The organism is Mesorhizobium sp. B2-4-14, assembly GCF_006442155.1.
In the GTDB taxonomy this organism is placed as follows: domain Bacteria; phylum Pseudomonadota; class Alphaproteobacteria; order Rhizobiales; family Rhizobiaceae; genus Mesorhizobium.
Genome location: NZ_VFVA01000006.1, coordinates 75,415 through 101,360 on the forward strand (window position 1 = coordinate 75,415; position 25,946 = coordinate 101,360).

General features: G+C 63.2%; 27 protein-coding genes and 1 tRNA gene. 16 read left to right on the top strand and 12 right to left on the bottom strand.

The window, feature by feature from the left end; all coding sequences use genetic code 11:
* The first annotated feature begins 212 nt into the window (after positions 1 to 212).
* On the top strand, positions 213 to 1,463 hold the full coding sequence (locus tag FJ938_RS07865) for a cytochrome P450 (protein WP_140692589.1): 1,251 nt from the start codon (positions 213 to 215) through the stop codon (positions 1,461 to 1,463).
* A 44-nt stretch (positions 1,464 to 1,507) separates the two neighbouring features.
* Here FJ938_RS07865 and FJ938_RS07870 read toward each other — a convergent pair whose 3' ends face one another.
* From FJ938_RS07870 to FJ938_RS07895, 6 genes are all read right to left on the bottom strand, one after another.
* A complete protein-coding gene (locus FJ938_RS07870; RefSeq protein WP_140609493.1) occupies positions 1,508 to 1,852 on the bottom strand; it encodes a cupin domain-containing protein in 345 nt (114 codons plus the stop codon).
* Between the two features lie 6 nt (positions 1,853 to 1,858).
* Entirely contained in the window at positions 1,859 to 3,139 is a 1,281-nt protein-coding gene (locus FJ938_RS07875) for an O-acetylhomoserine aminocarboxypropyltransferase (protein WP_140609495.1), read from the bottom strand.
* A 201-nt stretch (positions 3,140 to 3,340) separates the two neighbouring features.
* The gene (locus FJ938_RS07880) at positions 3,341 to 3,862 is read right to left on the bottom strand and encodes a CoA-binding protein (RefSeq protein WP_140609497.1); all 522 of its coding nucleotides are present in this window, start codon (positions 3,860 to 3,862) and stop codon (positions 3,341 to 3,343) included.
* Complete coding sequence (locus tag FJ938_RS07885; protein ID WP_246673230.1) at positions 3,859 to 4,617, bottom strand: GNAT family N-acetyltransferase; 759 nt, start codon at positions 4,615 to 4,617, stop codon at positions 3,859 to 3,861. The genes FJ938_RS07880 and FJ938_RS07885 overlap by 4 nt, the downstream gene beginning before the upstream one ends.
* Positions 4,618 to 4,736: 119 nt before the next feature.
* Positions 4,737 to 5,159, bottom strand: coding sequence for a VOC family protein (locus tag FJ938_RS07890; protein ID WP_140692802.1), 423 nt, complete (start codon positions 5,157 to 5,159; stop codon positions 4,737 to 4,739).
* A gap of 2 nt (positions 5,160 to 5,161) precedes the next feature.
* A complete protein-coding gene (locus FJ938_RS07895) occupies positions 5,162 to 5,986 on the bottom strand; it encodes an enoyl-CoA hydratase (RefSeq protein ID WP_140692591.1) in 825 nt (274 codons plus the stop codon).
* Between the two features lie 154 nt (positions 5,987 to 6,140).
* On the opposite strand from FJ938_RS07895, the gene FJ938_RS07900 reads away from it, so the two are divergent.
* The 5 genes from FJ938_RS07900 (at position 6,141) to rpsI (ending at position 8,460) form a co-directional block, all read left to right on the top strand.
* The gene (locus FJ938_RS07900; RefSeq protein WP_140609502.1) at positions 6,141 to 6,590 is read left to right on the top strand and encodes a PaaI family thioesterase; all 450 of its coding nucleotides are present in this window, start codon (positions 6,141 to 6,143) and stop codon (positions 6,588 to 6,590) included.
* A 61-nt stretch (positions 6,591 to 6,651) separates the two neighbouring features.
* Positions 6,652 to 6,843: a type II toxin-antitoxin system HicA family toxin gene (locus FJ938_RS07905; RefSeq protein ID WP_140609569.1), complete on the top strand. Its 192-nt coding sequence runs from the start codon at positions 6,652 to 6,654 to the stop codon at positions 6,841 to 6,843.
* Positions 6,844 to 6,860: 17 nt separating this feature from the next.
* Positions 6,861 to 7,259 carry a type II toxin-antitoxin system HicB family antitoxin gene (locus FJ938_RS07910; protein WP_140609505.1) on the top strand — a complete coding sequence of 133 codons (399 nt, stop codon included), beginning with the start codon at positions 6,861 to 6,863 and terminating at the stop codon, positions 7,257 to 7,259.
* A 252-nt stretch (positions 7,260 to 7,511) separates the two neighbouring features.
* Positions 7,512 to 7,976, top strand: a complete 465-nt coding sequence (gene rplM, locus FJ938_RS07915) for a 50S ribosomal protein L13 (protein ID WP_140692594.1) — start codon at positions 7,512 to 7,514, stop codon at positions 7,974 to 7,976.
* Position 7,977: 1 nt separating this feature from the next.
* Positions 7,978 to 8,460, top strand: a complete 483-nt coding sequence (gene rpsI / locus FJ938_RS07920) for a 30S ribosomal protein S9 (RefSeq protein ID WP_140609507.1) — start codon at positions 7,978 to 7,980, stop codon at positions 8,458 to 8,460.
* 273 nt (positions 8,461 to 8,733) lie between these two features.
* Here the strand turns inward: rpsI and FJ938_RS07925 are convergent, their stop codons facing one another.
* Together FJ938_RS07925 and FJ938_RS07930 are read right to left on the bottom strand one after the other, a co-directional pair.
* On the bottom strand, positions 8,734 to 9,792 hold the full coding sequence (locus FJ938_RS07925) for a glycerophosphodiester phosphodiesterase family protein (RefSeq protein WP_140692597.1): 1,059 nt from the start codon (positions 9,790 to 9,792) through the stop codon (positions 8,734 to 8,736).
* Between the two features lie 86 nt (positions 9,793 to 9,878).
* The gene (locus FJ938_RS07930; RefSeq protein WP_140692600.1) at positions 9,879 to 11,087 is read right to left on the bottom strand and encodes an acyltransferase; all 1,209 of its coding nucleotides are present in this window, start codon (positions 11,085 to 11,087) and stop codon (positions 9,879 to 9,881) included.
* Between the two features lie 121 nt (positions 11,088 to 11,208).
* Here FJ938_RS07930 and speB point away from each other — a divergent pair, with 121 nt between their 5' ends.
* The 3 genes from speB to FJ938_RS07945 are packed head-to-tail and all read left to right on the top strand — an operon-like array spanning position 11,209 to position 14,011.
* On the top strand, positions 11,209 to 12,216 hold the full coding sequence (gene speB / locus FJ938_RS07935) for an agmatinase (protein ID WP_140692603.1): 1,008 nt from the start codon (positions 11,209 to 11,211) through the stop codon (positions 12,214 to 12,216).
* A 29-nt stretch (positions 12,217 to 12,245) separates the two neighbouring features.
* Positions 12,246 to 13,172, top strand: coding sequence for an N-acetyl-gamma-glutamyl-phosphate reductase (gene argC, locus FJ938_RS07940; RefSeq protein ID WP_140692605.1), 927 nt, complete (start codon positions 12,246 to 12,248; stop codon positions 13,170 to 13,172).
* Positions 13,169 to 14,011: an aminoglycoside phosphotransferase family protein gene (locus FJ938_RS07945; protein ID WP_210243409.1), complete on the top strand. Its 843-nt coding sequence runs from the start codon at positions 13,169 to 13,171 to the stop codon at positions 14,009 to 14,011. The genes argC and FJ938_RS07945 overlap by 4 nt, the downstream gene beginning before the upstream one ends.
* A gap of 65 nt (positions 14,012 to 14,076) precedes the next feature.
* Here the strand turns inward: FJ938_RS07945 and FJ938_RS07950 are convergent, their stop codons facing one another.
* Positions 14,077 to 15,168, bottom strand: coding sequence for a COX15/CtaA family protein (locus FJ938_RS07950; RefSeq protein WP_140692610.1), 1,092 nt, complete (start codon positions 15,166 to 15,168; stop codon positions 14,077 to 14,079).
* A 152-nt stretch (positions 15,169 to 15,320) separates the two neighbouring features.
* Between FJ938_RS07950 and FJ938_RS07955 the strand changes: the two genes are divergently transcribed.
* Complete coding sequence (locus tag FJ938_RS07955; protein WP_140692613.1) at positions 15,321 to 15,536, top strand: DUF2842 domain-containing protein; 216 nt, start codon at positions 15,321 to 15,323, stop codon at positions 15,534 to 15,536.
* A gap of 19 nt (positions 15,537 to 15,555) precedes the next feature.
* Here FJ938_RS07955 and FJ938_RS07960 read toward each other — a convergent pair whose 3' ends face one another.
* A complete protein-coding gene (locus tag FJ938_RS07960) occupies positions 15,556 to 16,614 on the bottom strand; it encodes a polysaccharide deacetylase family protein (RefSeq protein ID WP_140692615.1) in 1,059 nt (352 codons plus the stop codon).
* Between the two features lie 91 nt (positions 16,615 to 16,705).
* On the opposite strand from FJ938_RS07960, the gene FJ938_RS07965 reads away from it, so the two are divergent.
* The gene (locus tag FJ938_RS07965) at positions 16,706 to 17,935 is read left to right on the top strand and encodes a GNAT family N-acetyltransferase (RefSeq protein WP_140692618.1); all 1,230 of its coding nucleotides are present in this window, start codon (positions 16,706 to 16,708) and stop codon (positions 17,933 to 17,935) included.
* A gap of 40 nt (positions 17,936 to 17,975) precedes the next feature.
* On the opposite strand, the gene FJ938_RS07970 is transcribed toward FJ938_RS07965, so the two are convergent.
* A complete protein-coding gene (locus tag FJ938_RS07970; protein WP_140692621.1) occupies positions 17,976 to 20,276 on the bottom strand; it encodes an exopolysaccharide transport family protein in 2,301 nt (766 codons plus the stop codon).
* A 264-nt stretch (positions 20,277 to 20,540) separates the two neighbouring features.
* On the opposite strand from FJ938_RS07970, the gene FJ938_RS07975 reads away from it, so the two are divergent.
* The 5 genes from FJ938_RS07975 to FJ938_RS07995 all read left to right on the top strand — a co-directional run bounded on the left by FJ938_RS07975 (position 20,541) and on the right by FJ938_RS07995 (position 25,265).
* The gene (locus tag FJ938_RS07975; protein WP_140692623.1) at positions 20,541 to 21,104 is read left to right on the top strand and encodes a polysaccharide biosynthesis/export family protein; all 564 of its coding nucleotides are present in this window, start codon (positions 20,541 to 20,543) and stop codon (positions 21,102 to 21,104) included.
* 10 nt (positions 21,105 to 21,114) lie between these two features.
* Positions 21,115 to 22,245 (top strand): glycosyltransferase, encoded by a 1,131-nt coding sequence (locus tag FJ938_RS07980; protein ID WP_140692626.1) that lies wholly within the window; start codon positions 21,115 to 21,117, stop codon positions 22,243 to 22,245.
* 85 nt (positions 22,246 to 22,330) lie between these two features.
* Complete coding sequence (locus FJ938_RS07985) at positions 22,331 to 23,866, top strand: undecaprenyl-phosphate glucose phosphotransferase (RefSeq protein ID WP_140692628.1); 1,536 nt, start codon at positions 22,331 to 22,333, stop codon at positions 23,864 to 23,866.
* Positions 23,863 to 25,152, top strand: a complete 1,290-nt coding sequence (locus FJ938_RS07990; RefSeq protein ID WP_140692631.1) for an O-antigen ligase family protein — start codon at positions 23,863 to 23,865, stop codon at positions 25,150 to 25,152. The genes FJ938_RS07985 and FJ938_RS07990 overlap by 4 nt, the downstream gene beginning before the upstream one ends.
* A gap of 36 nt (positions 25,153 to 25,188) precedes the next feature.
* Positions 25,189 to 25,265, top strand: a tRNA-Pro gene (locus FJ938_RS07995).
* A 103-nt stretch (positions 25,266 to 25,368) separates the two neighbouring features.
* Here the strand turns inward: FJ938_RS07995 and FJ938_RS08000 are convergent.
* Positions 25,369 to 25,830, bottom strand: coding sequence for a YbaK/EbsC family protein (locus tag FJ938_RS08000; RefSeq protein ID WP_140609535.1), 462 nt, complete (start codon positions 25,828 to 25,830; stop codon positions 25,369 to 25,371).
* Positions 25,831 to 25,946: the final 116 nt, after the last annotated feature.

The following is a 25,946-nucleotide window of genomic DNA, read 5'->3' on the forward strand; positions in this document are numbered from 1 at the left end:
CAGCTTCAGGCAGGCGCGCTCGGACCTCGGCCCGCAGCCACGTCTTCAGGGCCGGCGATATCGCCACTGCCCGCGCTGACGACAATCGCACTCGTCCGTCCAGGCCTTCCGCAGCGCACCGGCCGGCTCAATCGACTGGTCCGCCAAACTTAGTTCATTGGGCGCGACATACGGTCTGGAACCAAGCTGGCAAGCCGCGCTATTGGTCTGGAATGACCAAACCGGCACTTCCTTACCTTGCCCTTGATCCGGCGACCCGCCACCTGAGGCTCGACCCGCACGGGCCGGCCTTCTTCCTGAACCCGTACGAGGCCTATGCCTTCCTGCATGGCGTCTCGAATGCGTTCTACTGGGAGGAGTTCGGGTTCTGGTGCTTTGGCGGCTTCGATGATGTCAACCGGCTGCTGCGCGACCGCCGCTTCGGCCGCCAGAACCCGGCCGGCATTCCCGACAGCCGCGGCATCGGCGAGGACCGCAGCCATCTCGAGGCATTCGACGGCATCGAGGCGAACTCCATGCTCGAACTGGAACCGCCGGTGCACACGCGGCTGAGGACACTGGTCAACCGGGCCTTCGTCTCACGCCAGGTCGAACGGCTGCGGCCGCGTGTCGAAGCCCTCGCCCACGAGCTGATCGATTGTTTCGAAGGAGAGAAAACCGTCGACCTGCTGCCGGCCTTCGCTTCTCCCCTGCCGATCACCATCATCGCCGAAATGCTCGGCGTGCCGGTCGAGATGGGGCCGCAACTGCTCGACTGGTCACATCAAATGGTCGCCATGTATATCCATGGCCGTACCCGCGAGACCGAGGACACCGCCAACCGCGCGGCACGCGAGTTCTCCGATTTCCTGCGCGGCTACGTCATCGAGCGACGCAAGAACCCGGGCGACGACCTGCTGTCGCTGCTGATCTCGGCGCAGGAGGACGGCCAGAAACTATCGGAAGACGAGATGGTGTCCTCTGCCATCCTGCTGCTCAATGCCGGGCATGAAGCGACCGTGCATCAGACCGGCAACGCGGTGCGCTCTATCCTGGCGCAGAGCGGCGACCCGCGCCGCTTCTTCAGGTCGCCCGAAGGAACCGCTGCTACCGTAGAGGAATGCCTGCGCTTCGACGCGCCGCTGCATATGTTCACGCGCTATGCCTATCAGGAGATCGAGATCGCCCCGGGCATCATCGTGCAACCGGGCGAGACGATCGGGCTTTTGCTTGGCATGGCCAATCACGATCCGCGCGGCTTCGCCGAACCTCTGGCCTTCCGGCCGGATCGTGCGGACCAGAAGAACGTGTCCTTCGGCGCCGGCATCCATTTCTGTATCGGCGCGCCGCTGGCCAGGCTGGAGCTGCAGGTGTCGCTGAAGACGCTGTTCGATCGGCACCCGCAACTGCATCTTGCCGAGGAACCGCGCTTCCGCGACACCTACCACTTCCATGGGCTGGAAAAGCTCGCCGTCGGCTTCTGAACGATCGCGGGCCCGAGGTTGCGCGAGTTCCCGGCCAAAACAGCTCACAGCTTGATCACATACTCCTTGCAAGTCGTTTCAAGCACTTCCCAGCTGCCCTTGAAGCCCGGCCGCAGAACGAAACTGTCGCCGGCCTTGACGGTGCGCGCTTCGCCACCGTCCTCCGCGATAACCGAAACGCCAGACAGGATGTGGCAGAATTCCCATTCGTCGTAGACGATGCGCCACTTGCCCGGCGTCGATTCCCAGATACCTGCGTAGAGCCCACCGTCCCGCTCCTCGACGTTCCAGGTGCGGAATTTCGGATCGCCCGAGATCAGCCGGTCCGGCGCCGGCGCGCCAGATTCGGGCTCGACGGTCTTGGTGTCGACGGAAAGAAAGCTAGACATCAGCGATCAAACCTTGGCGAGCGCCTGTTCGAGGTCGGCGACGATATCGCTGACGTCCTCAATGCCGATGGAAAGCCGCACGGTGTCCGGGCCGGCGCCGGCCTTGACCTTCTGCTCGTCCGAAAGCTGGCGGTGCGTGGTCGACGCGGGGTGAATGACGAGCGATTTGGTGTCGCCGACATTGGCCAGATGCGAGAACAATTCCAGCGCCTCGACGAATTTGACGCCGGCCTCGTAGCCGCCCTTGAGGCCGAAGGTAAACACGGCGCCAGCGCCCAAGGGCGAGTACTTTTTCTGCAGCGCGTTGTTCTTGTCGCTGGGCAGGCCTGGATAATTCACCCAGGCGACCTTGGGATGGTTTGACAGCCAGCCGGCGACCGTGACCGCGTTGTCGCAGTGGCGCTGCATGCGCAGCGGCAAGGTTTCAAGACCGGTCAGGATGAGGAAGGCATTGAAGGGCGAGATCGCAGGTCCGAGATCGCGCAGGCCGAGCACGCGCGCGGCGATGGCGAAAGCGAAATTGCCGAAGGTTTCGTGCAGCACGAGACCGCCATATTCAGGGCGCGGTTCCGACAGCATCGGGTATTTGCCGGACTTCGACCAGTCAAAGGTGCCGCCGTCGACGATGACGCCGCCGATCGAATTGCCGTGGCCGCCGATGAACTTGGTCAGCGAATGAACGACGATGTCGGCGCCATGCTCGATCGGCCGGATCAGGTAGGGCGAGGCCAGCGTGTTGTCGACGATCAGCGGCAAGCCGTGCTTGCGCGCGATCTCGCCGATCTTTTCGATATCGACAAAAGTGCCGCCGGGGTTTGCGAGGCTCTCGATGAAGATCGCCTTGGTCCTGTCGTCGATCTGACTCTCGAAGGTGGAGACGTCGTTGGTGTCGGCCCACCGCACTTCCCAGCCGTAATTCTTGAAGGCATGGCCGAACTGGTTGATCGAACCGCCATAAAGCTTGTTGGCGGCGACGAAATTATCGCCCGGCTGCATCAGATTGTGGAACACGATCACCTGCGCGGCGTGGCCGGAGGCGACGGCAAGCGCAGCCGTGCCGCCCTCGAGCGCGGCAACGCGTTCCTCGAGCACCGCCTGGGTGGGGTTCATGATGCGGGTGTAGATGTTGCCGAAGGCCTTCAGCCCGAACAGCGATGCGGCATGATCGGCGTCGTCGAAGACAAAGGAGGTGGTCTGGTAGATCGGCGTGGCGCGCGCGCCAGTAGCCGGGTCGGGCTTGGCGCCGGCGTGGACGGCGAGCGTATTGAAACCGGGCGTACGGATCACTGAAACCTCCCTCGAGAATTTCTCAAAATTCGCCGGGCATTCTTGGCGAAGCCCGGACCGGAATGCAAAGAAGAAAATGCCTTTCGGCGCGCGATCTGCGATGAACGCGGGGGAAACTCAATCGCATCCCGGAAAATTTTTGCGCATCAGCGCTTGACCAAAATCTCTTGCGAAAAAAGCGATCCCGGTTTTCAGGTTGCGTCATTTCTGGCGCACACCAAAACTCTGGAAGCCTTGGCGCATCAACGGCTTTTTCGATGACAGCACGCCGGAATTGACACCGGTCCAGCCGATCTCGCCGGACAGCTTGCCGTACTCGATCTTGGGGCAGCGGTTCATCACCACCTTGATCCCGGCGGCCTCGGCGCGCGCGGCGGCCTCGTCATGGCGTACGCCAAGCTGCATCCAGATGACCTTGGGCAAAGGATCGAGCCGCAACACCTCGTCGACAATACCCGGCACCGCTGGCGGTGCGCGAAAGATATCGACCATGTCGATCGGCTCGGGCACATCGGCCAGCCTGGCATAGGTCATCCGGCCGAGGATTTCCTTGCCGGCCTGACCGGGATTGATCGGAAACACCGAGAATCCCTTGGCCAGCAAATATTTCAGCACGAAATAGCTCGGCCGCACGTCGTTGGCCGACGCGCCGACCATGGCGATGGTCTTCACCGAATTGAGGATGCCGCCGATATAGGCATTGTCATAGGTGTCGTGGTTCACTGGGCAACTGCCTTCCTGCGGTAGTGGTATCGGTAGAGTTCGCGGTTGAAGCCGAGCGAAGCGTAGAGTGCACGCCCGGGCACGTTGTCTGCCACGACCTGCAAGCAGGCAGCCGTGGCGCCTGCCCGCCGCGCCCAATCGATCAGGCTGCCAACGGTCCTGCGGCCGAGGCCTTGCTGCCTGAAGCGGGCATCCGTTTCAACCGATTCCACCACAAGCAGCCCATCGCGGATGACACCATAGGCCAGGGCAGCGATTTCGCTGTCGTATTCACAGGACACAAACGCGCGGTCGCCGACGATCAACCCGGTCATCTCGCGAAAGATGCGGCGATCGGCATCGTCATAGCCGCTCATGCGAAATCGCGCGCCGAACCAGTCCTCGCCCGGTGTGGCGGAAATCACGACCTTTTCGTCGCGCACCCGGGCCATCGCATCGATATCGGCGTAGAGATGGATCGTACCGCCTTCGACGGCATAGCCGTGCTGGTCGAGAACCGCATCCATCTCGCCGGCGACACCGGGAACGCGAAACAACGGTATCTGGCCATAACCGGCATAAAAGGTCTCGGCAGAGGCAAGAGCTTCCGCCGGCCCTGCCCGGTTGCCGCGTAGCGGATTGACCGAATTGGTGCGGCGGATTCTGCCACCTGAGCGCCTCATAAGCCAGCCTTCGACGACCGTCTCGGTTGCCGCCGGCCAACCCTCGCGGCAAGCCTGCTCGACCCGCCAGTTGAGGTCATCCTCGACAGTCACGCGTCGTCCTCCCTCAGCGCTTCCTCCATGAAGGCCTGCGGATAGCCACGCGCTCGGCATCGAGCAAAATGCGCTTGAGATACGTGCCTTGAGCCGCGTCAGCTGCTTGCGGTAAGCCATCAATCAGGCAGCGAAATCGTGCCGTCTTCTGCGATCGGAAAGGCCGGATTGTGTGCCACCTCCCAGACATGTCCGTCCGCATCGGCGAAGTAGCCATACCAGCCGCCCCAGAAGGCGCGGCCGGCCGGCTTGACGATGCGCCCGCCAGCCTGCTCTGCCAAGGCGAGCACCTCATCGACTTCGGCATCGGAGCGGGTGTTGTAGGCGAGGTAGACCGCCGACGGCGCACCGGCAAACACGATACCCGAATCCGCCTCGGCGCTGGCGCGCGGGAACAGGCCGAGAATGGCGCCACCCATCTGGAAAAAGGCGACACCGTCGGTAATCCCGGCATGGCGTTTCAAGCCCATCGCCTCGTAGAAGCGCACCGCCCGATCGAGATCGTCGGTGGCGATGGTGATGATGGAGATGCGCGGCTCCACGGCTAGTCGTCCGTCCATTCCGGTTTGCGCTTGCCGATGAAGGCGCCGATGCCCTCCTGCGCGTCGCGTGCCAGCATGTTCTCGACCATGACGCGGCCGGTATAGGCATAGGCATCCGCCAGCCCCATTTCGGCCTGCGCGTAGAAGGCTTCCTTGCCGGTCTTCACCACCAGAGATGATTTGGAAGCAATGGTTTGCGCGTATTTGGTGACAATCTGATTCAGGTACTCGCGCGGCACGACGCGGTTGACGAGGCCGAATTCCTTGGCCGTCGCGGCATCGATCGTCTCGCCGGTGAGCAGCATCTCCATCGCCTGTTTGCGCGAGACATTGCGCGACAGCGCCACCATCGGCGTCGAACAGAACAGGCCGATGTTGACGCCTGGGGTGCAGAAGGTCGCCTCATGCGAGGCAATCGCCAGGTCGCAGCTCGCGACCAGCTGCAGGCCGGCGGCGGTCGCCAGGCCGTCGACTTCGGCGATCACGGGCACGGGATGGCGCACGATCGCCTGCATCAGCGTGGCGCAAGCGGCGAACGTCTCTTCGAAGAAGGCCTTGCCGCGATCGGCATCGGAGCGGCGCGCGGTCATCTCCTTCAAATCATGGCCGGCGCAAAAGACCTTGCCGGCAGCCGACAGCACGATGACGCGAACAGCCTTGTCCGCCTTGGCGCGGTCGAGTTCCGTGGTCAGCGCCGTCATTACGGAAAGCGACAGCGCGTTGGCGGGGGGGTTGGCGAGCGTCAGGCGCAGCACGCCCCTATCCAGGCTCGTCGTGACCGGGCCCTCCTCGGCGGCTGCAGGCGTGATGGCAAGGATTTCGGCCATGGCTAGGGTCTCCGCGATTCCGATCGGGCTGCCGGAGTATCTAATACCGGATCGGGTTTCATCCAACACCCATCGCTTGCGCCAGCCGGATGAAGGTGTTGCCAGAAACGCCCGGCTGCGCCCATACAGGCCTGTCGCAGAATGAGAGACCGACATGCCCGCCCAGACAAAACTCGAGCCGGTGCTGACCGCAGCGCAGATCAACGCGCTGATGGAAACCGTCTTTCCGCAACTCAACGAGAATTCCACCGCCTATGAGGCGATCGACGTATTTCCCGGCGGTTGCACGGTGCGGCTCAATGCCGGCGAACGGCATCTGCGTCCCGGCGGCACGGTGTCCGGACCTGCCCTGTTCACGCTGGCCGACATCGGTGGTTATGTCTGCGTGCTCAGCCATGCCGGGCCGGACGCGCTCTCGGTCACGACCAACCTCAACATCAACTTCGTGCGCAAGGCCGAGGCCGGGCCGATCGACGGCCATTGCCGCATCCTGAAGCTGGGAAAGAACCTGATGCTGTTCGACATCGATATCGTCGCCGGCCCGGAAGGGCAGACGGTGGCGCATGCCACCGGTACGTATTCGATCCCGCCGAGACGAGCTTAATCACTTACGTGATGTTGGATTTTTCTCTAATGTGTATATATATGCGCACAGGCGATCTTTGCTGGAGCGTGATAGTCGTAAAATCGTGAAACGCCTGAGGGATGAAGGTTTCGAGCTGATCTCGGTGCGCGGTTCACACCACAAGTTCCGCAAAGGCGAGATCGTGTTGATTGTTCCCCATCCGGAAAAGGATCTGCCAACCGGCACAGCTCGTGCGATCGCCAAGCAAGCGGGCTGGATTAGGACCGCGTGAACGGTTTGGAGGCTAGGGTGAAGAATTATTTCGCATTGGTCGACAAGGAGGCCGATAGCGCGTTCGGCATTCGCTTTCCTGATATTCCCGGCTGTTTTTCGGCTGCGGACGAAGCCAAGGACATCGTGCCGAACGCGACCGAAGCACTGCAACTGTGGGCGGAGGATATGCCCGTCCCCGAGCCGTCCAGCCACGAAGCGATTGTCGCGCTTCCCGACATACGCAGCGCACTCGCTGGAGGCAGCTATCTGGTTTCTGTACCGCTCATCGATAATGACAGCGCCGTCGTCCGGGCAAATGTGACCTTCGAGCGCGGCGTATTGCGGGCCATCGACGCGGCCGCGCGCGAACGCGGCATTACCAGATCAGCCTTCCTCTCAAGCGCGGCCCGCAAGGAGATTGAAGCAAAGCACTAAGCGCGGCAGGCCACGCCAAATCGGTGCGGTAAAATAATACCTCTCATCTAACTACATGTTTTGGCGATACTTTCTCTGACGCAAGACTTTCAATGCGCCTTGACGCTGCGCCGCCCCTCGCCTATAAGCCCCTCACGAAGCAGCGGCCCGCAAAGGCCGCCGTTTTGTTATTGGCGACGGGCACGGGCCTTTCGGCAATCCAAGCAACAAGAAACGCCTTTCTCGTGAAGGTCAGAACCGAAAGCAGAAAACATGACAACCTTTTCGCAGAAGCCTGCGGATGTGGTGAAGAAGTGGATCCTGATCGACGCCGAGGGTCTCGTCGTCGGCCGTCTCGCCACTGTCATCGCCAATCATCTTCGCGGCAAGCACAAGCCGACCTTCACCCCGCATGTCGACGACGGCGACAATGTCATCGTCATCAATGCCGATAAGGTGGTGTTCACCGGCAAGAAGTTCACCGACAAGGTCTACTACTGGCACACCGGGCATCCCGGCGGCATCAAGGAGCGCACCGCGCGCCAGCTGCTCGAGGGCCGTTTCCCCGAGCGTGTCGTCGAGAAGGCCGTTGAGCGCAAGGTCCCGCGTGGCCCGCTCGGCCGCCGCCAGATGAAGAACCTGCGCGTCTATGCAGGCGCGGAGCATCCGCACGTCGCCCAGCAGCCTGAAGTCCTCGACGTGGCCAAGCTGAATTCCAAGAACAAGAAGGTCGCATAAGATGGCTGAGCTTTCCTCGCTCGCAGAACTGGGCGCCGCCACCGGCAACTCCAACGCGCAGGCCGCGGCCCCCGTCCACGTCCAGAAGCTCGACAAGTCGGGCCGCGCCTATGCCACCGGCAAGCGCAAGAACGCCATCGCGCGTGTCTGGGTGAAGCCGGGTTCCGGCAAGATCGTCGTCAACGACAAGGAATTCGCGACCTATTTCGCGCGTCCGGTCCTGCAGATGATCCTCAACCAGCCGATCATCGCCTCCAACCGCTCGGGCCAGTACGACATCGTCGCCACTGTCGTCGGCGGCGGCCTCTCCGGCCAGGCCGGCGCGGTGCGTCACGGCATCTCCAAGGCGCTGACCTACTACGAGCCGGCGCTGCGCGCCGTGCTCAAGAAGGGCGGCTTCCTGACCCGCGACAGCCGCGTCGTCGAGCGCAAGAAGTACGGCAAGGCGAAGGCCCGTCGTTCGTTCCAGTTCTCGAAGCGCTAAGCGTTTCGAACTGCCGATACCGAAAAGGCCGCCTCCGAGCGGCCTTTTTGTTTTGTTATGCGCACCCGGTCATTGTCGCGCTATCACCGAACCCCACCTTCGTGGCCTCCTCATAGGTGGCGTCACGCTTGGTGCACCCGTGGCCCGCCCGATATGAAAACCTGCTGCTCTTGCCATTCCGGGGCGGAGAATTTGCCGCGGCCCTTCCACTTCCCCTCGATGGGGAGGTCGGCACGAAGCGCCGGGAGAGGTGACGAGCCGGCGTTCGGTTGCTTAGTTGATGCTCGCCGTGTGCGCCTGCTCCGCAGGCCGCGCATCGTTGGTATAAGGCACACGGTAACCGTTCGCCGCCAGCCAATCGATTGCCGCCTTCGGCTCGTCGGTCTGGATGATGCTGGCGCCGCAGTCGACCCAGAACCCCCAGGCTTCGCGCGGCAGGCTGGCCTGCACCGCCAGTTCGTCGCCGCGGCCGCCGGCCAAGAAGCCGCCCGGCTTGTTGACGATGGCGTAGGTATCGGCCCAGATGTGCCAGTTTCCCCGTACCGCGACCGCCCGCATGCGCGTGCTGAACAGCGGTCCGCCGGTTTCGGTCAGCGTCTCGGCGCCTGCCCGCCAGTTGATCAGCTCGATCGCTCGTGGCGAGAAGGAGTGGTCGACCGTCTCCGCGAAACCGGCATCGTGCACCGCGTCATCGGCGATGATCGGCATGAACTGGAAGCCGCCGCCGATCGCGGCCATGGCGGTCTTCACCGTGGCAATCCGGTTCTGGTTCCACAGGTTCTCCTTGACGATGACCTGGTCGGCCATACCGAGATCCTGGGCGACCGCGATCATGCCCGGCAGGTCGCCGACTTCAAGCTTGTTGTCGAGATTGATGAGGATCCTGTCCCGGGTCGCCAGCAGCATCTCGCGCAGCGTCGAGACCCGCTCGTCGGTGACGGCGCGAGTGCCTTCGACCACCAGTCGGCAGGTCTTCAGTTCCGCCAGCGTGTACCTCACCACCTCGCCCTTGCAGGTCGTGGTGCGATCGAGCCAGCTGTCATGCATGACGACGAACTCGCCGTCCTTCGAGCGCCTGATGTCGACCTCGACGATCTCGGCGCCCATGGCGATCGAGCCCTCGACAGCCGCGAGCGAATTCTCCGCGTAGAGCGTCTTGCCGGCCTGCATGCTGCCGGCGCGATGCGCGGCCACCATGACATGGTCGCGCCACTGGTTGGCATTTTCGAAGCGGTCGAGGATTTGTCTGGCGCGGGTTTCGCCGGCCACTGACTCGCCAGCAGATGCCACAAGCGCCGTGGAAAACAGAAGGCTCAACCAGAGGGTCCGCATCGAGAATCGCTCCTTGCAGGATCGAGATCCGGATAGGCGATGCCCGTGACAGGCAGGTGAACGAAGCCGGCTAGCGGATGCTCGCCTCAGAGGCGCTTCGATTCGTGGCGGAACCACGCCATCGCCGGCGTTTCGACGAAGCGCCAGGTGATCCACGACACCGCGATGGTGGCGGCCAGCATGATGACGATCGCCACCGTCCCGGCCCAGCCGGCACCGAACCCCGTCGCGGGTTGGCCACGCAGGACGATGTCACCGACAAGATCGAGGTCGAGCTTGCGCCCGACGAGCCCGGCGAGGTTGATCATGCGCGCCTGGACGAAGAGATGGACCATGTAGATCGAGTAGGACAGCGCGCCGAGCGTCAGCATGAACGGCACCCTCAACATAGCGGAAATCCAGCCGCCTTCATGGGCGAAGAGAAACAGCGCCAGCGCGAACACGAGGGGGGCTGCGATGCCGAAATCATTGTCGCCCGCCAGCGAGACAAAAACGACGATCACCGCCACCATGACAATTTCAGCCAGCGTCCAGTTCATCCGCCGGCTGCTCCTGGCGAGGAACTGTCGCGCCCCTGCAATGGAATCATGCTGAAACCAGGCAAGCAGGGCACCGAGCGAGAAGCCGTAGAGGCAGCGGATGAAGCCGAAATTGTAGGACACATCCATATGATGCGTGGAGAAGCCGAGCAGGAACAACGGCGCGGTGACGGCAGCGGCGACGAACCACACCCAGGCGCGCGCGCCGGCGACGAACACCACGCCCGCGAACAGGAGATAGGCGAAGAACTCCGCCGAAATGCTCCAGCTCGGTGCATTCCAGGTCAGTCGATCCTCGAAGCCGACACCCTGCAGCAACAGAAGATTGGCAAGCAGGCTCTTCAGATCGAACCCTTCGGTGTAGGGTGCGGCGCCGGTGCCATGCAGTGCCGGCAACAGCAGCCGCAGCAGCTCAAACCCCGCGAAGACGGCAAGCATCAGCAGATGCAGCGGGTAGATGCGACCGAAACGCACCAGCGCGAAGCGGGCGACCTGTGCCGGCTGGCTCAGCCGATTGGCGTAGTTGCCGGCGATGACGAAACCGGAAAGGACAAAGAAGAAATCGACGACCAAATAGGACGAACCGATGAAGCCGCTCTGCGAGATCGTCGAAGCGGTCGGAAAATGAAACAGCGCCACCAGCAGGGCGCAGATGCCGCGCCACGAATCGAGCACCTGGAAGCGTTCGCCGGCGATCGTGCCGGTGTGGGTCGACACTACGGCATCGGACGGACCAAGAAACGCGGTCTGCGTCATGATGATACAATCCTGTGTTGCCGTGGCACCCGGGCGGCGCCGTTTCGTCTCCCCAAGCTATGACTGGCATCTTCCATGCCGGTTCTGTAGTTGTTGCACCCGATAAAAACGAGGATTCGTAATGGCGAACAAGAACATCGACCACGCCTTCACCGCCCGTTCCAAAACGGGCGCCGCGTTCGAGCCGACCTATTCCGGCGCGCTGTCGTTCATGCGCCGCCGGTACACCAAGGATGTGAAGGGCGCGGACGCGGTGGTGTGGGGCATTCCGTTCGATGCCGCCGTTACCAACCGGCCCGGCGCCCGTTTCGGGCCGCAGGCGATTCGTCGTGCCTCGGCGATCCTCGACAATGATCCGCAGTACCCCTTCTCACGCGACCTGTTCGAGCATCTCGCCGTGGTCGACTACGGCGATTGCCTGCTCGATTCCGGCAACCATCAGAAGACGCCGGCAGCGATCGAACGCGAAGCGTCGAAGATATTGAAGTCAGGCGCCTTCCTGCTGACCCTCGGCGGCGATCATTTCGTGACGTGGCCACTGCTCAAGGCGCATGCCGCCATCCACGGACCGCTTGCTTTGGTACAGTTCGACGCCCATCAGGACACATGGCCCGATGACGGCAAGCGCATCGACCATGGATCCTTCGTCGGCCGCGCGGTCAACGAGGGCATCATCGATCCCGACCGTTCGATTCAGATCGGCATCCGCACCCATGCGCCCGACACGTTCGGCATCAAGATCCTTTACGGCCACGAGATCGAGGAGATGCGCGCCTCCGACATTGCCTACGCCATCGTCGACCGCACCGGCGGCAAGAAGACCTATCTGACCTTTGACATCGACTGCCTCGACCCCGCCTACGCGCCCGGCACCGGCACGCCGGTTGCCGGCGGGCCATCCTCGGCGAAAATCCTGTCGACGCTGCGCCAGCTCAACCAGATCGACATTGTCGGTGCTGATGTGGTGGAGGTTGCGCCGGCCTATGATCACGCCGATATAACGGCGATCGCCGGCTCGATGATCGCCATGCAATATCTCGGTCTGCTGGCGGAGCGGAAGGCGCGACAGGAAGAATTGAATAATGGCCACAACAACGGCGCCGCCGTGAATCACGGTAACGGCATATAATCTTGAAACTTCAGGGAATTAATCAGGCAATGAAACCGAAAATCTTCATCGACGGCGAGCACGGCACCACCGGCCTCCAGATCCGGGCGCTGCTTGCCGAGCGTGGCGACCTCGAGATCATTTCCATTCCTGCCGAGCGCCGCAAGGAAACGGCGGCGCGCGCCGAATTCCTCAATGCCGCCGACATCGCGATCCTGTGCCTGCCGGACGATGCGGCGAAGGAAAGCGTCTCGCTCATCACCAACGACACCACCAAGGTCATCGATGCGTCGACCGCGCATCGTGTCGCCGAAGGCTGGGAATATGGTTTCGCCGAAATGGACAAGGAGCAGGCGAAGAAGATCGCCTCGGCCAAGCGCATCGCCAATCCCGGCTGCTGGCCGCAGGGGCCGATCGCGACGCTCAGGCCGCTGGTCACCGCCGGTCTGCTGCCGGCCGATTTCCCGATCACGGTCAACGGCATTTCGGGCTATTCGGGCGGCGGACGTCCGATGATCGAGGACTACGTCGCCAAGGGCGAGGACGCCTCGGAGTTCCTGCCCTATGGGCTGACCTTGCAGCACAAGCATGTGCCGGAGCTGCGGGCCTACGCGAAGCTGTCGCATGATCCGATCATGCAGCCGGCTGTCGGCAATTTTGCCCAAGGCATGATCACGGTGGTGCCGCTGCAGCTCGGCGGCCTCGACTATGTGCCGACGGGTGCGGAGTTGCATGCGGCCATTGCCGACCATTTCGCCGCCATCAAGGGCGGCGTGGTCGAAGTGGCGCCCTATACGCATCTGGAACGCATGCCGGAGATCGATCCTGAGATCTACAACGGCACCAACCGCATGAAGCTCTATGTCTTCGCCAACGACGACAGAGCGCAGGCGCTGCTGCTGGCGGTCTATGACAATCTCGGCAAGGGCGCCTCGGGCGCGGCCGTCCAGAACATGGACCTGGTGCTCGGCCTTTGATGGACGGACCCGCATTTCCGGCGCGCTGGAGGGTCAGCGCGCCCGAACTCATCGCCGAGACCTTTTCGAGCCGTATCTGGAAGGTGCGGTTCGAGGACGGCTCGCCCGCGATCGTCAAGGCGCTCAAACCGTTCGACGATGTCGCCGACGAGTTGCGCGGCGAGCGCTACCTGGCTTGGCGAAGCGGCGAAGGTGCGGTACGGCTGCTCGGCCGGGACGGACATTCCATGCTGCTCGAATATGGCGGCGAAACCCTGCTTTCGGGGGTTCTCGATGGACAGGGGGACAGTACCGCCACCGAGATCGCCGCAGAGGTGATGACGAGGCTGCTTTCGTCTTCGAAGCACCCCTTCCCATCCGGGCTTCAGCCGCTCAGGGAGCGGTTTTCGAGCCTGTTCAAGAAAGCAAGGGCTGATCGTGAGGCCGACATCGCCAGCATCTATGTCGAGGCCGGCGCCATCGCCGATCGGCTGCTGGCCGCTCCCCACGATGTTAGGCCCCTACACGGCGACCTGCATCACGAGAACATCCTGCATGGCCCACGCGGCTGGTTGGCCATCGACCCAAAGGGCGTGCTCGGCGACCCCGGCTTCGACGCTGCCAACATGTTTTACAATCCGCTCGGCCGTGACGCGCTTTGCCTCGATCCGGAGCGCATCGTGCGCATGGCTGAAGTCTTCGCCGGGACGCTGGCCCAGACGCCGGCAGCCATTCTCGACCATGCCATGGCGTATGGCTGTCTGTCGGCGGCCTGGCACCACGAGGATGAGAACGAGGTCGAGGAGAATCGCGAACTATCGATCGCCAGGGCGATCCGCGTGGTGCGGGCGCACTTCTGATCCCTTCGAACAGTGAAGCCGCAAGGCGCCGCGGTCGAGCGGGTTCCGGATGCCCCCGACTTAGATCAACGCCCGACGGCGACCTCGTTGGGCAAGGGATAAGCGCCCTTGGTGCCGCGCCAATGGGCGGCGGCAAAACCGAGCACAACCAGAGCGAACCCTTGATGCGTCAGGGCCATATGCAGGGGCACCTGCATCAGCAGCGTGCCGATGCCGATAGAGGCCTGCACTAGCACCAGCACGAACAGCAGCGTCGCGCGGCGGGCATGGGTTGAGCCGGGCAGCCGACGGCGCGTGGCGATCATGTGCCAGAGCGCGACGGCGAAGATCGTGTAGGCGCCGAGGCGATGTATGAACTGCACCGTCTTCGGGTTCTCGAAGACGTTGCGCCATACCGGCTCGAGGATCAGCAGATCGCCAGGGATGATCCTGCCATCCATGAGCGGCCAGGTGTTGTAGCTCATACCGGCGTCGAGACCGGCGACCAGGCCGCCGAGATAGATCTGGATCAGCGCCAGAAGCACGATGAAACCGGCCAATCTCTGCGTCGAGCGATCGGCGGCGGGCTCGGAATGCGGCGCCAGCCCGCGGGCGACGACCATGGTCGCGGTGAAGATCAGTGCCGCCAGCGTCAGGTGCGTGGCCAGCCTGTACTGGCTCACCGACACACGGTCGACCAGGCCTGAGGCCACCATCCACCAGCCAATAGCGCCCTGCAGGCCGCCGAGGAGAAGAATTCCCGAAAGTTTCGGTCCGAGCCCGCGCTCTATGCGGCGCGTCACCCAGAAGAACAGCAGCGGCAAGGCAAAGACCAGGCCGACGCTGCGCGCCAGCAGACGGTGCGCCCACTCCCACCAGAAGATCGACTTGAATGCCTCGATAGTCATGCCCTTGTTGAGCTCGGTGTATTGCGGGATCTGCTGATAGCGCTGGAATTCCTCCTGCCACTCGGCGTCGTTGAGCGGCGGGATGACGCCATGGATCGGCTGCCACTCGGTGATCGACAGGCCGGACTCGGTCAGCCGCGTCGCGCCGCCAACCAGCACCAACGCAAACAGCACCAGAAGCACGACGTAGAGCCAGCCGCGCACCAGCGCCCGGTTGTGCAGGTCGCGGTCACGGGCCTGGTAAGGCGCGGCAGCAGTAATGGCGACCATGAATCTATCCCGGCAGGTTGATGTCGCGGATTGGTGGACCATCGCATTCCTGCTGGCAAGACCGGGCGGCGCGGCACGCCGTCGCGCCGCCTGTCACGGGTTGCGCGTGCCGTGTGTTCGGCCTAAGCGATAGCGATCAACGAGGCCAAGCCATGCCCATTCGCCTGAAAAAGCTGATCGGAATGTTCCTGCTGGTGGCGCTGGTTATCATCTACGCGCTGGTCGCATCGATCTTCGCGGTCGCCCGCCTGTCGGAATCGGGCGCGTGGGTGCATTTCTTCTTCTTTCTGCTCAGCGGCCTGCTCTGGGTTCTGCCGGCCATGGGCATCATCAAGTGGCTGATGCTGGAGCCACGCGCCAAGCGCTGAGCCATGCCTTGGCAGCCCGTCAGACGGTGACGACCATCTTGCCGGCATTGGCGAGCGGCGTCGTCACGCCCGACAGCATGGTGCGGATATGGGCAAGGCTCTGGTAGCGGCCGTTGACCGAAATGCGGGGCAAAGCGTGGAGAAAACCGGCATGTTCGGCGCGCAGCACACCATGGCGGGTCGTCACGGCGGAGGCATAGCCGGCCTCGCGGGCAAAGCCCACTTCGCGGCAGCCGACGGCGCTTGCATAGCCATAAGGGTAGGCAAAATGGCGCGGCACCCTGCCGAGCCTGGCCCGCAACATATCCTTCACGGCGCCGATCTCGTGTCGCGCATCGGCCTCGGAAAGCCGCTTCAGATTGCTGTGGTTGATCGTATGGGCGCCGATCGTCACCAGCGGATGCGCGGCGATGGTGCGAATCTCATTCCAGTTCATCAGGGTCCGCAGGCGCGGAGCATCCACGTCGATGCCATTGGAAGTGGCCAGATCGCGCAGCACAGTCCTAAGGTCTTCCTCGCGAACCTCGGTGGCGAGGTAGGCGTGCAACCGGGCTATGGCCTGACGCTTCCTGGCGGGGGTCGCGCAATCAATCACGATTGGACTATTTGAGGTCGCCAGCGTCAGCCGGTCGCAGGCATTGACGATATCCTCGGTCACATCCCACCACAGATCGGCGGTACCGTCGATCAGTCCCGGGGCGACATAGATGGTGATCGGCGCGCCGTGCTTTTCCAGCACCGGCAGCGCCTCCGTCATGTTGTCACGATAGGCATCGTCGGCGGTGATGGTGGCGAACCGACCACCTTTGCCGCCTGCCTCGATGCGCTCCACGGCTTCGTCCATCGAGACGAAGGCATAGCCGTCCGCCTTCATGTCGGCGATCACGGCATCGAGGAAGCCGGGCGCGATGTTGAGGTGCCGGTTTGCGCTATCCGGCTTTTCGGGTGTCGCTGTCACGCGGTGCAGCATCAGGATGGCGCCGATGCCGCCGACAAACGGTCTGGCCAATGGGGCGAGGCCGGTATAGCGCGCGACGTTGAGCGCCAGTTTTCGGATAGCCTCCCCACCGTCGATCATTCATTCACCTTTTGCGCCTAGGCTGATCCAAGCACGGAACACGCCTGAGCGCCCCCCCAAATCGGGATCAATACGCCTTAAGGATTGAGGTATGGTTGACGCAATGGCGCCATTTGACGGCAATCGGCTTGCGGCGACCGAGGCATCACCACGCGCCCTGCCTGGGGGTGCCACCGGGCCATCGATCTCGGTCGCGGGCGCCGAGGGGCTGGCGGCCTATGCGAGGTTCTGCCGCTCGGCGGTCTGTGCGCCGGCACAGGGCGCGACCTGGGTCATGAACTGGGCCGCGCAGGTCAAGCCCGAACTCCTCGTGGCTACGCTCGCTCTCGAAGGCAAGCCGGTCTTTGCACTGGCGCTGGAAGTTGTGAACCAGGGACGGTTCCGAGTCGCCCGTTTCATGGGCGGCCGGCACGCCAACGGCAATTTCGCGGCCGCTGACCCGCAATGGCTGGCCAATGCGGATGTCGCCGCCATCCGTTCGATGCTTGCGGCCGTCGCCAAATCCCGTCCGGACATCGATCTCATCGCGCTGGAACGCTTGCTGCCCAAGCTCGATGATATCGCCAATCCGCTGGCGTCGCTTGCACGTTTTTCCAGCCCCAATCTTTCGCTGGCCGCCGACCTTGCCGGAGGCTTCGATGCGTTGCTGCTGCGCGCCGGCGGAAAGCGCAAACGCAAGAAGCATCGTTCGCAGACCCGCAAATTCGAGGCAGTCGGCAGCCACCGGCGCATCGAGGCTCGCAGCTCGGACGAGGTGGAGCGGTTGCTCGACGCCTTCTTCGAGATGAAGGAGCTTCGCTTTCGCAAGATGGGCATTGCCAACGTCTTCGGCGACGATCCGACGCGCGCCTTTTTCCGAGGGCTGTTTACCCAGGCCTTGGACCAGCCCGAGCCTCCTTTCGTGCTGCACGGACTGGAGGTTGCCGGCAAGCTGCGCGCTATCACCGGATCGAGCCGCTCGGGCAGGCGGCTGATCTGCGAGTTCGGAGCGATCGCCGAGGACGATCTCGCGCACACCAGTCCCGGCGACTTCCTGTTCTTCGACAACATCCAGGAGGCCTGCGAGACGGGTTTCGCGGTCTATGATTTCTCCGTCGGCGACGAGCCCTACAAGCGACAATGGTGCGATATCGAAACGCAGCATTTCGAGGTGCTGGTCCCGCTGACGCTGAAGGGCCGTGCGCTGGCATTGATGCTTCGCCAGAATGCACGGCTGAAGGCTTTCATCAAGAACAGCCCGGCGATCTGGAAGCTGGCCAAGATGCTGCGCCGTAAGTCAGCCGGACAGGCAGCACCCCCGGCTGGCGAGGACGACAGCTAAGCTCGCCGTAAAGTGAGCAAGCCTCCCAACGGCTGTTCTTTCAAGCCGCGGAGCGCTGACCCGGGGTGCCGGGCGGTTCGTGGCCAAGCGGCGTAACAAGGGTCAGGTCGGGATAGCCGTTCTCGATCAGCTTGACGGCGGCTCGCGTCACTTCGTCGTCCGGCTCGAGCATGGACAGGAACACCTCGGTGGCATCGCTGCCCAGGCGGCTGATGCCTTGCGCGTCGGCCGGTCCGCATTCGACCACCACCAGATCATAGGCCGTGGTCAGCGACTGCATGATGATCGGCAGCCTGTCGGCGGCGCGCATGGCGCGGACCGGGTCGGCCGTGCCAACGGGGATGACATGGCAGTCGGAATAAAGATCGGCATGGATCACGTCGCTGAACTGCGCCTGCGAGGCGAGCAGATCGGTGATGCCCGGGAAAAGCCCGCTGTCGAGCATCGGCCGCGAGGCGGCGCCCGAGGCGGTGAGGTCGAGCAGCAGGACGCGCAGGCCGGCGTCGGACACCTCACGCGCCACCAGGATCGCCGACGCGGCCGCCTCGTCGCCTTCGGGCGAAACGAATATGGCGCGCGCGGCCCCGCTCGCGATCAGCTTTTCAGCGGCCTTCTCGATATCGATCTCGCCAAGCACGGAGCGTGGCCGCGGGATCTCCGTGACAGGCTCGGCTTCAGCCACTGGCTTGGCCTCAGCCATAGGCTTGGCCTCAGCCATGGGCGAGGCCCCGGCGACAGGGGCGGCATGGGCGGCAGATACTGCCTCCACAGCTGGCTGGGGCTGCGCGATCATCTCCGGGCCCATGACCGTTTCGGGCAATGGCGCTTCGGCGGCGCGATTGGCGGGCTTGCTGGCGACAGGCGGTTCCAGGCGAGCAGATGGCTCTTGATGGACAGTCGGCGGCATCGGCACTTCGTCGATCGGCTCAAAGCGGGCTCCTGTGGCCGGGCGCATTGCTCGGCCCGAGAAGAGCTCCCGCAACAGCGTGAACACCGCCGCCAGCAGAAGCGAAGCCGCTGCGGCCGCACCGATGATCGGCCCGACCTTGGGAAAGTATGGCTCGGCGGGCACCAAGGCCGGCGAGACGATGCGGGCATCCACCGGGACATAGTTGCGGTCCTGACGCGAAGCCGCCTCGCGGTAGTTGGTCAGGTAGAGTTCGAGCTGCTGGCGCTTGGCGGCGGCATCGCGCTGCAGCGCGTCGAGGCCGACCTGCTGTTCGCCGGCCTGCGCCGAAGCCGCTTTGAGCGTGTTGACGTCCGCGACGAGCTGGTTTTCGCGCGCCTTGGCCGCGTCCGCCTGCATCACAAGGCCCCTCATGACCTTCTGGGCTTCGCTGCGGATCTGCGCATCGAGGTCGGCCAACTGCGATTTCGCGGCGCGGATGCGCGGATGATTGTCGAGCAGTGTCGTCGACATATCGGCGATGTTGGCGCGCAGCTCGACCTGCCGCTCACGCAGACGCTGGATCAGGTCGGACGACAGCACTTCCGGCAGCGAATCCAGCGAGCCGCCGTTCTGCAGCGCCTTGCGCACACTGTCGGCGGTGCCTTCGGCCGCGGCGCGGTTGGCCCGCACCCGGGACAATTCGGTCGACAACTCGGCCAGTTGCTGGGTGGCCAGAACGGAATTGTTGCCGCCAATCAGGAGGTCGGACTGGCCGCGGTAGGCCGCGACCTTGGCCTCGGCATCCTTGACCTGCTTCGACAGGTCGGCGATCTCGGGCGCCAGAAAGTCGGCGGCAGCAGTGTTCGATTCGCGCTTGGCCGCACCCTGCCCCGCAATATAGGCGGCGGCGATGGCATCGGGAATGGCGGCGGCGAGCTTGGGATCCTCCGAGGAGAACTCGATGGCAATGATGCGGGTCTTTTCAACACCATAGACGTTGAGCTTCTCACCCATCTTCTTCAGGACACGCTCGTCGGCCGGAACGTCCATCGGGTCGTTTTTCAAGCCGAGCAGGATCAGCACGCGGCTCAGGGAGGACATATTGATCGTTTCGTCGAACTCAGGCAGCCGCGACAGGCCGAGCTTCTGCGCCACCTGCTTCAGGATCTCGTTGGACGAAATTATCTGGACCTGGGTGGCAACGCCTTGCTCGTCGAGGATCGGCTTGTCGCCGTCAGTGTTGCCGGCCGGACGGGTGTAGACGGATTCGCGCGGAACGATCTCCACCTGCGTCTGGGCCTTGTAATGCCGGGTCGCGAGCGAAGCGAACGCGAACGCCAGTCCTGTCACCACCAGAACGAAGACCAGGATGCGCAGCCAATTCCTCGCCAGGCTGGCGAAAAGCTGCCTGAGATCAACGTCGACATCTGCGGCCGCGGATTGAACGGACATGCATCCCTACTCCGAAACTGGGTCGGGATGCACCGTAAACAACTATGGTAACTCAGCCGTTAAGATCACGGTAAGTTTTGGTTAGCATTTACGCGCGAACGGGAAGAAAAACGATAAACCAGCAAATACGGCGAAATTCTCGCCGGCGTAAACGGCATCAGCCGACTCCTTTACCGGCCATTAACCCTAACAGGATGATAACGAGCCCGATCCCAGATGTTTGCTGCGATGCGGCAGCGGCCAGTCGAAGGTACGTATCCGGTCATGAAAAGCACTGCTACCCTCTTTCGCGCACTGCTTGCCGTATCGATGCTCGCCGGCTGCTCCAGTTATCGGCCGACGCCAGCAGCCTTCCACGAGATCCTCGACCAGCCCTATCGTCTCGGCGCCGGCGACCGTGTCCGTGTCACGGTGTTCGAGCAGGACGGGCTGACCAATACCTACAGTGTGGACCAGTCGGGCTATATCTCATTCCCGCTCGTCGGCGCGATACCGGCCCGCGGCCACACCGCGCAGCAGATGGAAAAGGCGATCGCCGACAAGCTGCGGCAAGGCTATCTGCGCGACCCCGACGTCTCGGTCGAGATCGATCGCTACAGGCCGATCTTCGTCATGGGCGAAGTCGGCGCCGCCGGCCAGTATTCCTACGTACCCGGCCTGACCGTGCAGAAGGCCATCGCCATTGCCGGCGGCTTCACGCCGCGCGCCAATCAGGAAAGCGTCGACATCACGCGCGACATCAACGGCAAGGTGATGACCGGCCGCGTGGTCACCTCGGACCCGCTGCTGCCCGGAGACACCGTCTACGTTCGTGAACGCCTGTTCTGAATGACACCACGTGGCGGACAAGCTCAGGATCGTCCACTGCTTTCGTTCACCCGTCGGAGGAATTTTCCGGCATGTGCGCGATTTGACGGAAGCGCAGGCCGCCGCCGGTCACATGGTGGGCATCGTCTGCGATTCGACCACGGGCGGCGAATTCGAGGAGCGTCTGTTCGCGCAGATGAAGGAGACGCTGGCGCTCGGCATCCACCGCACGCCAATGCAGCGTCATGTCGGCCCGGGCGACCTCGCCTCGGCCAGACGCACCTACAGGATCATCAAGGAATTGCGGCCGGACGTGCTGCACGGGCACGGCGCCAAGGGTGGCGCCTATGCCCGTCTGTTCGGCTCACTGTTGCGGGTGTCAAGGTCTCGCGTAGCCCGCCTTTATTCGCCGCATGGCGGCTCCCTCCACTATGACGAAAACACCGCCACCGGAAAGATGTTCTTCGCGCTCGAGCGCTTCATGGCGCGCTTCACCGATTGCCTGCTGTTCGTCTCCGATTATGAGCGGCGGACCTATCGCAGGAAGGTGGGCGAACCGCCCATTCCGAACGCGCTGGTCTACAACGGCTTGCGCGCGGCCGAATTCGAACCCGTGATCGCCAACGCCGATCAGGCGGACCTGCTCTATATCGGCATGATGCGGGACCTCAAGGGGCCAGACATCTTCATCGATGCCCTGGCCGCCGCCGGCCCTCGCCTCGGCCGCGCGCTGAGCGCGGTGATGGTCGGCGACGGCGACGACCTGCCACGCTACCACGCACAAGTGCGGCGCCTGGGACTTGAGGGCCATGTCCGTTTCCTGCCACCAATGCCGGCCAGGGAGGCTTTCGCGCTGGCGGCGCTCGTCGTGGTTCCTTCGCGTGCCGAGGCGATGCCCTATATCGTGCTGGAGGCCCTTGCCGGGGCAAGGCCGATGATCGCGACCGCAGTCGGCGGCATACCAGAGATTTTTGGTTCCGATTCCCCTGCCCTGATCCGGCCCGATGCGGCCGAGCTTGCCGGCAAGATGAGCCAGGCGCTGACCGACCTTGCCGCCTATCGCGAACTGATGCCCGACAGTTCCGGCCTCAGGGCGCGTTTCGGCGCCGACGTCATGGCCGCCGAAATCGAGAAAGCCTACTTCGCCGCGCTCGACAGCTAGTCCAAGCCCTTCCAAAGCCATGCGTTGCTTCAAGGGTTTCTTAGCTCTCTTTTGCTATCCCCGAGGGAAGCTTGCGGACTGTCCCATGAACGAGATCGACCCCGCGCGCCGCTTTTCACCCGAAGCGGTGCGTAAATTCGACGGCCCGGCCGATGGCGATGCGCCGGGCGGCATGAACGACGTTGCCCGACAGGTCGCCACGCAATACCGGCGCGATACGATGTCGCCGATCATGGTCAGCGGCGTCCTGCGCATGGTCGAATTCGCGGTGCTGTTCGTTTCGGGGCTCTGCGTCTATTTCTACTATGTCGGGTTCTTTAACTATCTCGCCTGGCAATATCCGGTGACGATTGCCGCCGCGTCGTTCCTCGCCGTGGTGCTGCTTGATGTCACCGATTGCTATCAGGTGGTCTCCCTCATGCGGCCGATCGCCAATTTCGGCCGCATCCTGCTGGCCTGGGCCGGCGCCTTCGCCCTGATGGCGTTGACAGCCTTCGCCACGAAGATGTCGGAAGATTATTCACGCCTGCTGTTCGGGACGTGGTTCGTCGTCGGCTTTGTCTTCCTCTTCGGCCTCAGGCTGGTGATGTCGAAGCTGATCCGGCGCTGGGCACGCGATGGCCGCATGGAGCGGCGCGCCGTCATCGTCGGCGGCGGCAGGGCGGCGGAGATCCTGATCCGCTCGGTCGAAAAGCAGCCTTACAACGACATCCGCATCTGCGGCATCTTCGACGATCGCAGCGACAAGCGCTCGCCGCCCATCGTTGCCGGGTATCCCAAGCTCGGCACCATTTCGGAACTGATCGAGTTCGCCCGCATCGCCCGCATCGACATGCTGATCGTGTCGCTGCCGCTGACCGCCGAAACGCGCGTTCTGCAATTGCTGAAGAAGCTGTGGGTCCTGCCGGTCGACATCCGGCTGTCGGCACACTCCAACGCGCTGCAGTTTCGCCCGCGCGCCTATTCCTACATCGGCTCGGTGCCGATGCTCGACATTTTCGACAAGCCGATCAACGACTGGGATTCGGTCGCCAAGCGTGCCTTCGACATCATCTTCAGCCTCATCGGCATCGTCGTCTTCCTGCCGGTGATGTTCGGCACCGCGATCGCCATCAAGCTCGACAGCAAGGGGCCTGTCCTGTTCAAACAGAAACGGCACGGCTTCAACAACGAGGTGATCGAGGTCTACAAATTCCGCTCGATGTACACCGACAGGTCGGATCCGACCGCCAAACAGACGGTGACCAAGAACGACCCGCGGGTCACCCGCGTCGGCCGCTTCATCCGCAAGACGTCGATCGATGAACTGCCGCAATTCTTCAACTCGCTGCTGGGCTCGCTGTCGCTCATCGGGCCGCGTCCACATGCCATTGCCGCGCAGTCGCATAACCTTCTCTACAACGAGGTGGTCGACGGCTATTTCGCCCGCCACAAGGTCAAGCCCGGTGTCACCGGCTGGGCGCAGATCAATGGCTGGCGCGGCGAGATGGACACCAATGAGAAGATCCGCATGCGGACGGAGTACGACCTCTACTACATTGAAAACTGGTCGCTGCTGTTCGATTTGCGGATCCTGTTCCTGACCCCGATTCGGCTGCTCAACACGGAAAACGCCTATTGAGCGCGATCAGCCATGATTTGCCGCACGCGGCGGTCAACGCCAAGCTGATCACGCTGATTTCCTCGGGCGCGGTGGTGGTCGGCATCCTCCTGTCCGGCTTCGTCATCAGCGAGCCGGCCCCTTATGAAATCTACATGGCCGGGCTGATCGCCGTCTGGGCCCTCTTCGGCCTGAGGATCTCCCGCGCCGCCACGCCACTGCTGGTGCTTCTGGTGGCGATGAACATCGGCGGCATGATCTCGATGACGCAGATGGCGAACCTCGCCAACACGCCGCTCTATCTCGCCGTATCGCTGTTTCTCGCCTTCAGCGCCGTGTTCTTCGCATCGATCACCGCCATGCAGCCGAACCTCTACCGTCTGATCTTCATTGCCTATGTCGTCTCGGCGGTGGCGACGTCGCTGCTTGGCATAGCAGGCTATTTCCACGCCTTTCCCGGTGCTGAAATGTTCACCAAATACGATCGCGCCGCTGGCGCCTTCCAGGATCCGAACGTGTTCGGACCGTTCCTGGTGCTGCCGGGCATCTATCTGCTCTATCTGCTCCTGACCGGACCGATCTCGCGCATGCCATTGCTGGCGATACCTTTGCTGATCATCACGGCCGGCATCTTCTTCTCCTTCTCGCGCGGCGCCTGGGGCATGTTTGCCGTCTCCGCCGTGCTGCTCACCGGCTGCCTGTTCCTGCAGAGCAACAGCGGCATGTTCCGGCTGCGCGTGGTGATCATGACGATCGCCGCACTGTCGCTGCTGGCCATCGCCATCATCGTCATCTTGCATCTGCCTGGGGTGGCAGAGATGTTCTCCAACCGCGCGCACCTCGAACAGAGCTATGACACCGCCCGCCTCGGCCGCTTCGCCCGCTATACGATCGGTTTCCAGATGGCGATGGAGCATCCGTTCGGCATCGGCCCACTGGTCTTCGGCACGCGGTTCGGCGAGGACACGCACGACATCTGGCTGAAGATGCTGATGGACTATGGCTGGCTCGGCTTCGTGTCGTTCCTGACGCTTGTCCTCTGGACCCTGGCAGCCGGGTTCCGCATCCTTTTGCGTGACCGGCCGTGGCAACCCTATCTCTTGTGCGCCTATGTCGCCTTCATCGGCAATATCGGGCTCGGCACCTTCATCGACATCGATCACTGGCGCCACGTCTACCTGCTGCTCGGCTTGATCTGGGGTGCTATCGCGCTCGAATACCGCCATCAGCGGCGGCTGCGGCCCGCATTGCAGAGGCCAAGAGCCATCGTATCAACGCCGGTGCAACAAACGCCGAATTTTGGTTGACCGAAGCAGGGTTATCACGATACATCGCGACCGGTCCGGAGTGTAGCGCAGCCCGGTAGCGCACTTGACTGGGGGTCAAGGGGTCGTCGGTTCGAATCCGGCCACTCCGACCAATTATGCAGGACTTGCCCCCGAAGTCCGCCCGGCCAGTTAGCCGATTTTCGACTCGCCTCTTTCCGCGCCCTGGTTTCTTCAGTTCCGGCTTGGATCCGGCCTCTAACCCTGGCACACATCCACCCATTCGGCGCCGACCAGGTCCGCCATACGCCGCGGCTCAATCCGTACCGCAGCGTTGGTGGCGCCGGCGGCGGGCACGACCTCGCCGAATTCGCGCAGCGACACGTCGCAGTAGACCGGCAGCGGCGACGGCAGGCCGAACGGGCAGACGCCACCCACCGGGTGGCTTGTCGCCTCGACGACCTCTTCAGCGTCGAGCATGCGCGGCTTGCCTCCGAACTGGTCCTTGAACTTGCGGTTATCCAGCCTGGCGATGCCGCTGGTCACGACGAGCATGGTCCGTTCCGCGACGCGAAGACAGATCGTCTTGGCGATCTGCGCCGGCAACACACCATGCGCCTGCGCCGCTAGCGTCACCGTCGCCGAACTCGCTTCCGTGACGATGACCTCAATGTCCGGCGCATGCGCGGCGAAGAAGGCACGAACCGATTCCAAGCTCATATCAGAAGACCCACAGCTCAAAACCCAAGGCACGGCGGACGCAATCGGCAACAGATCTGGATGCCGTGGGTATAAACACGTGCGATCGACAAGTCGGCAAGCCCGGCTGCTGGAGA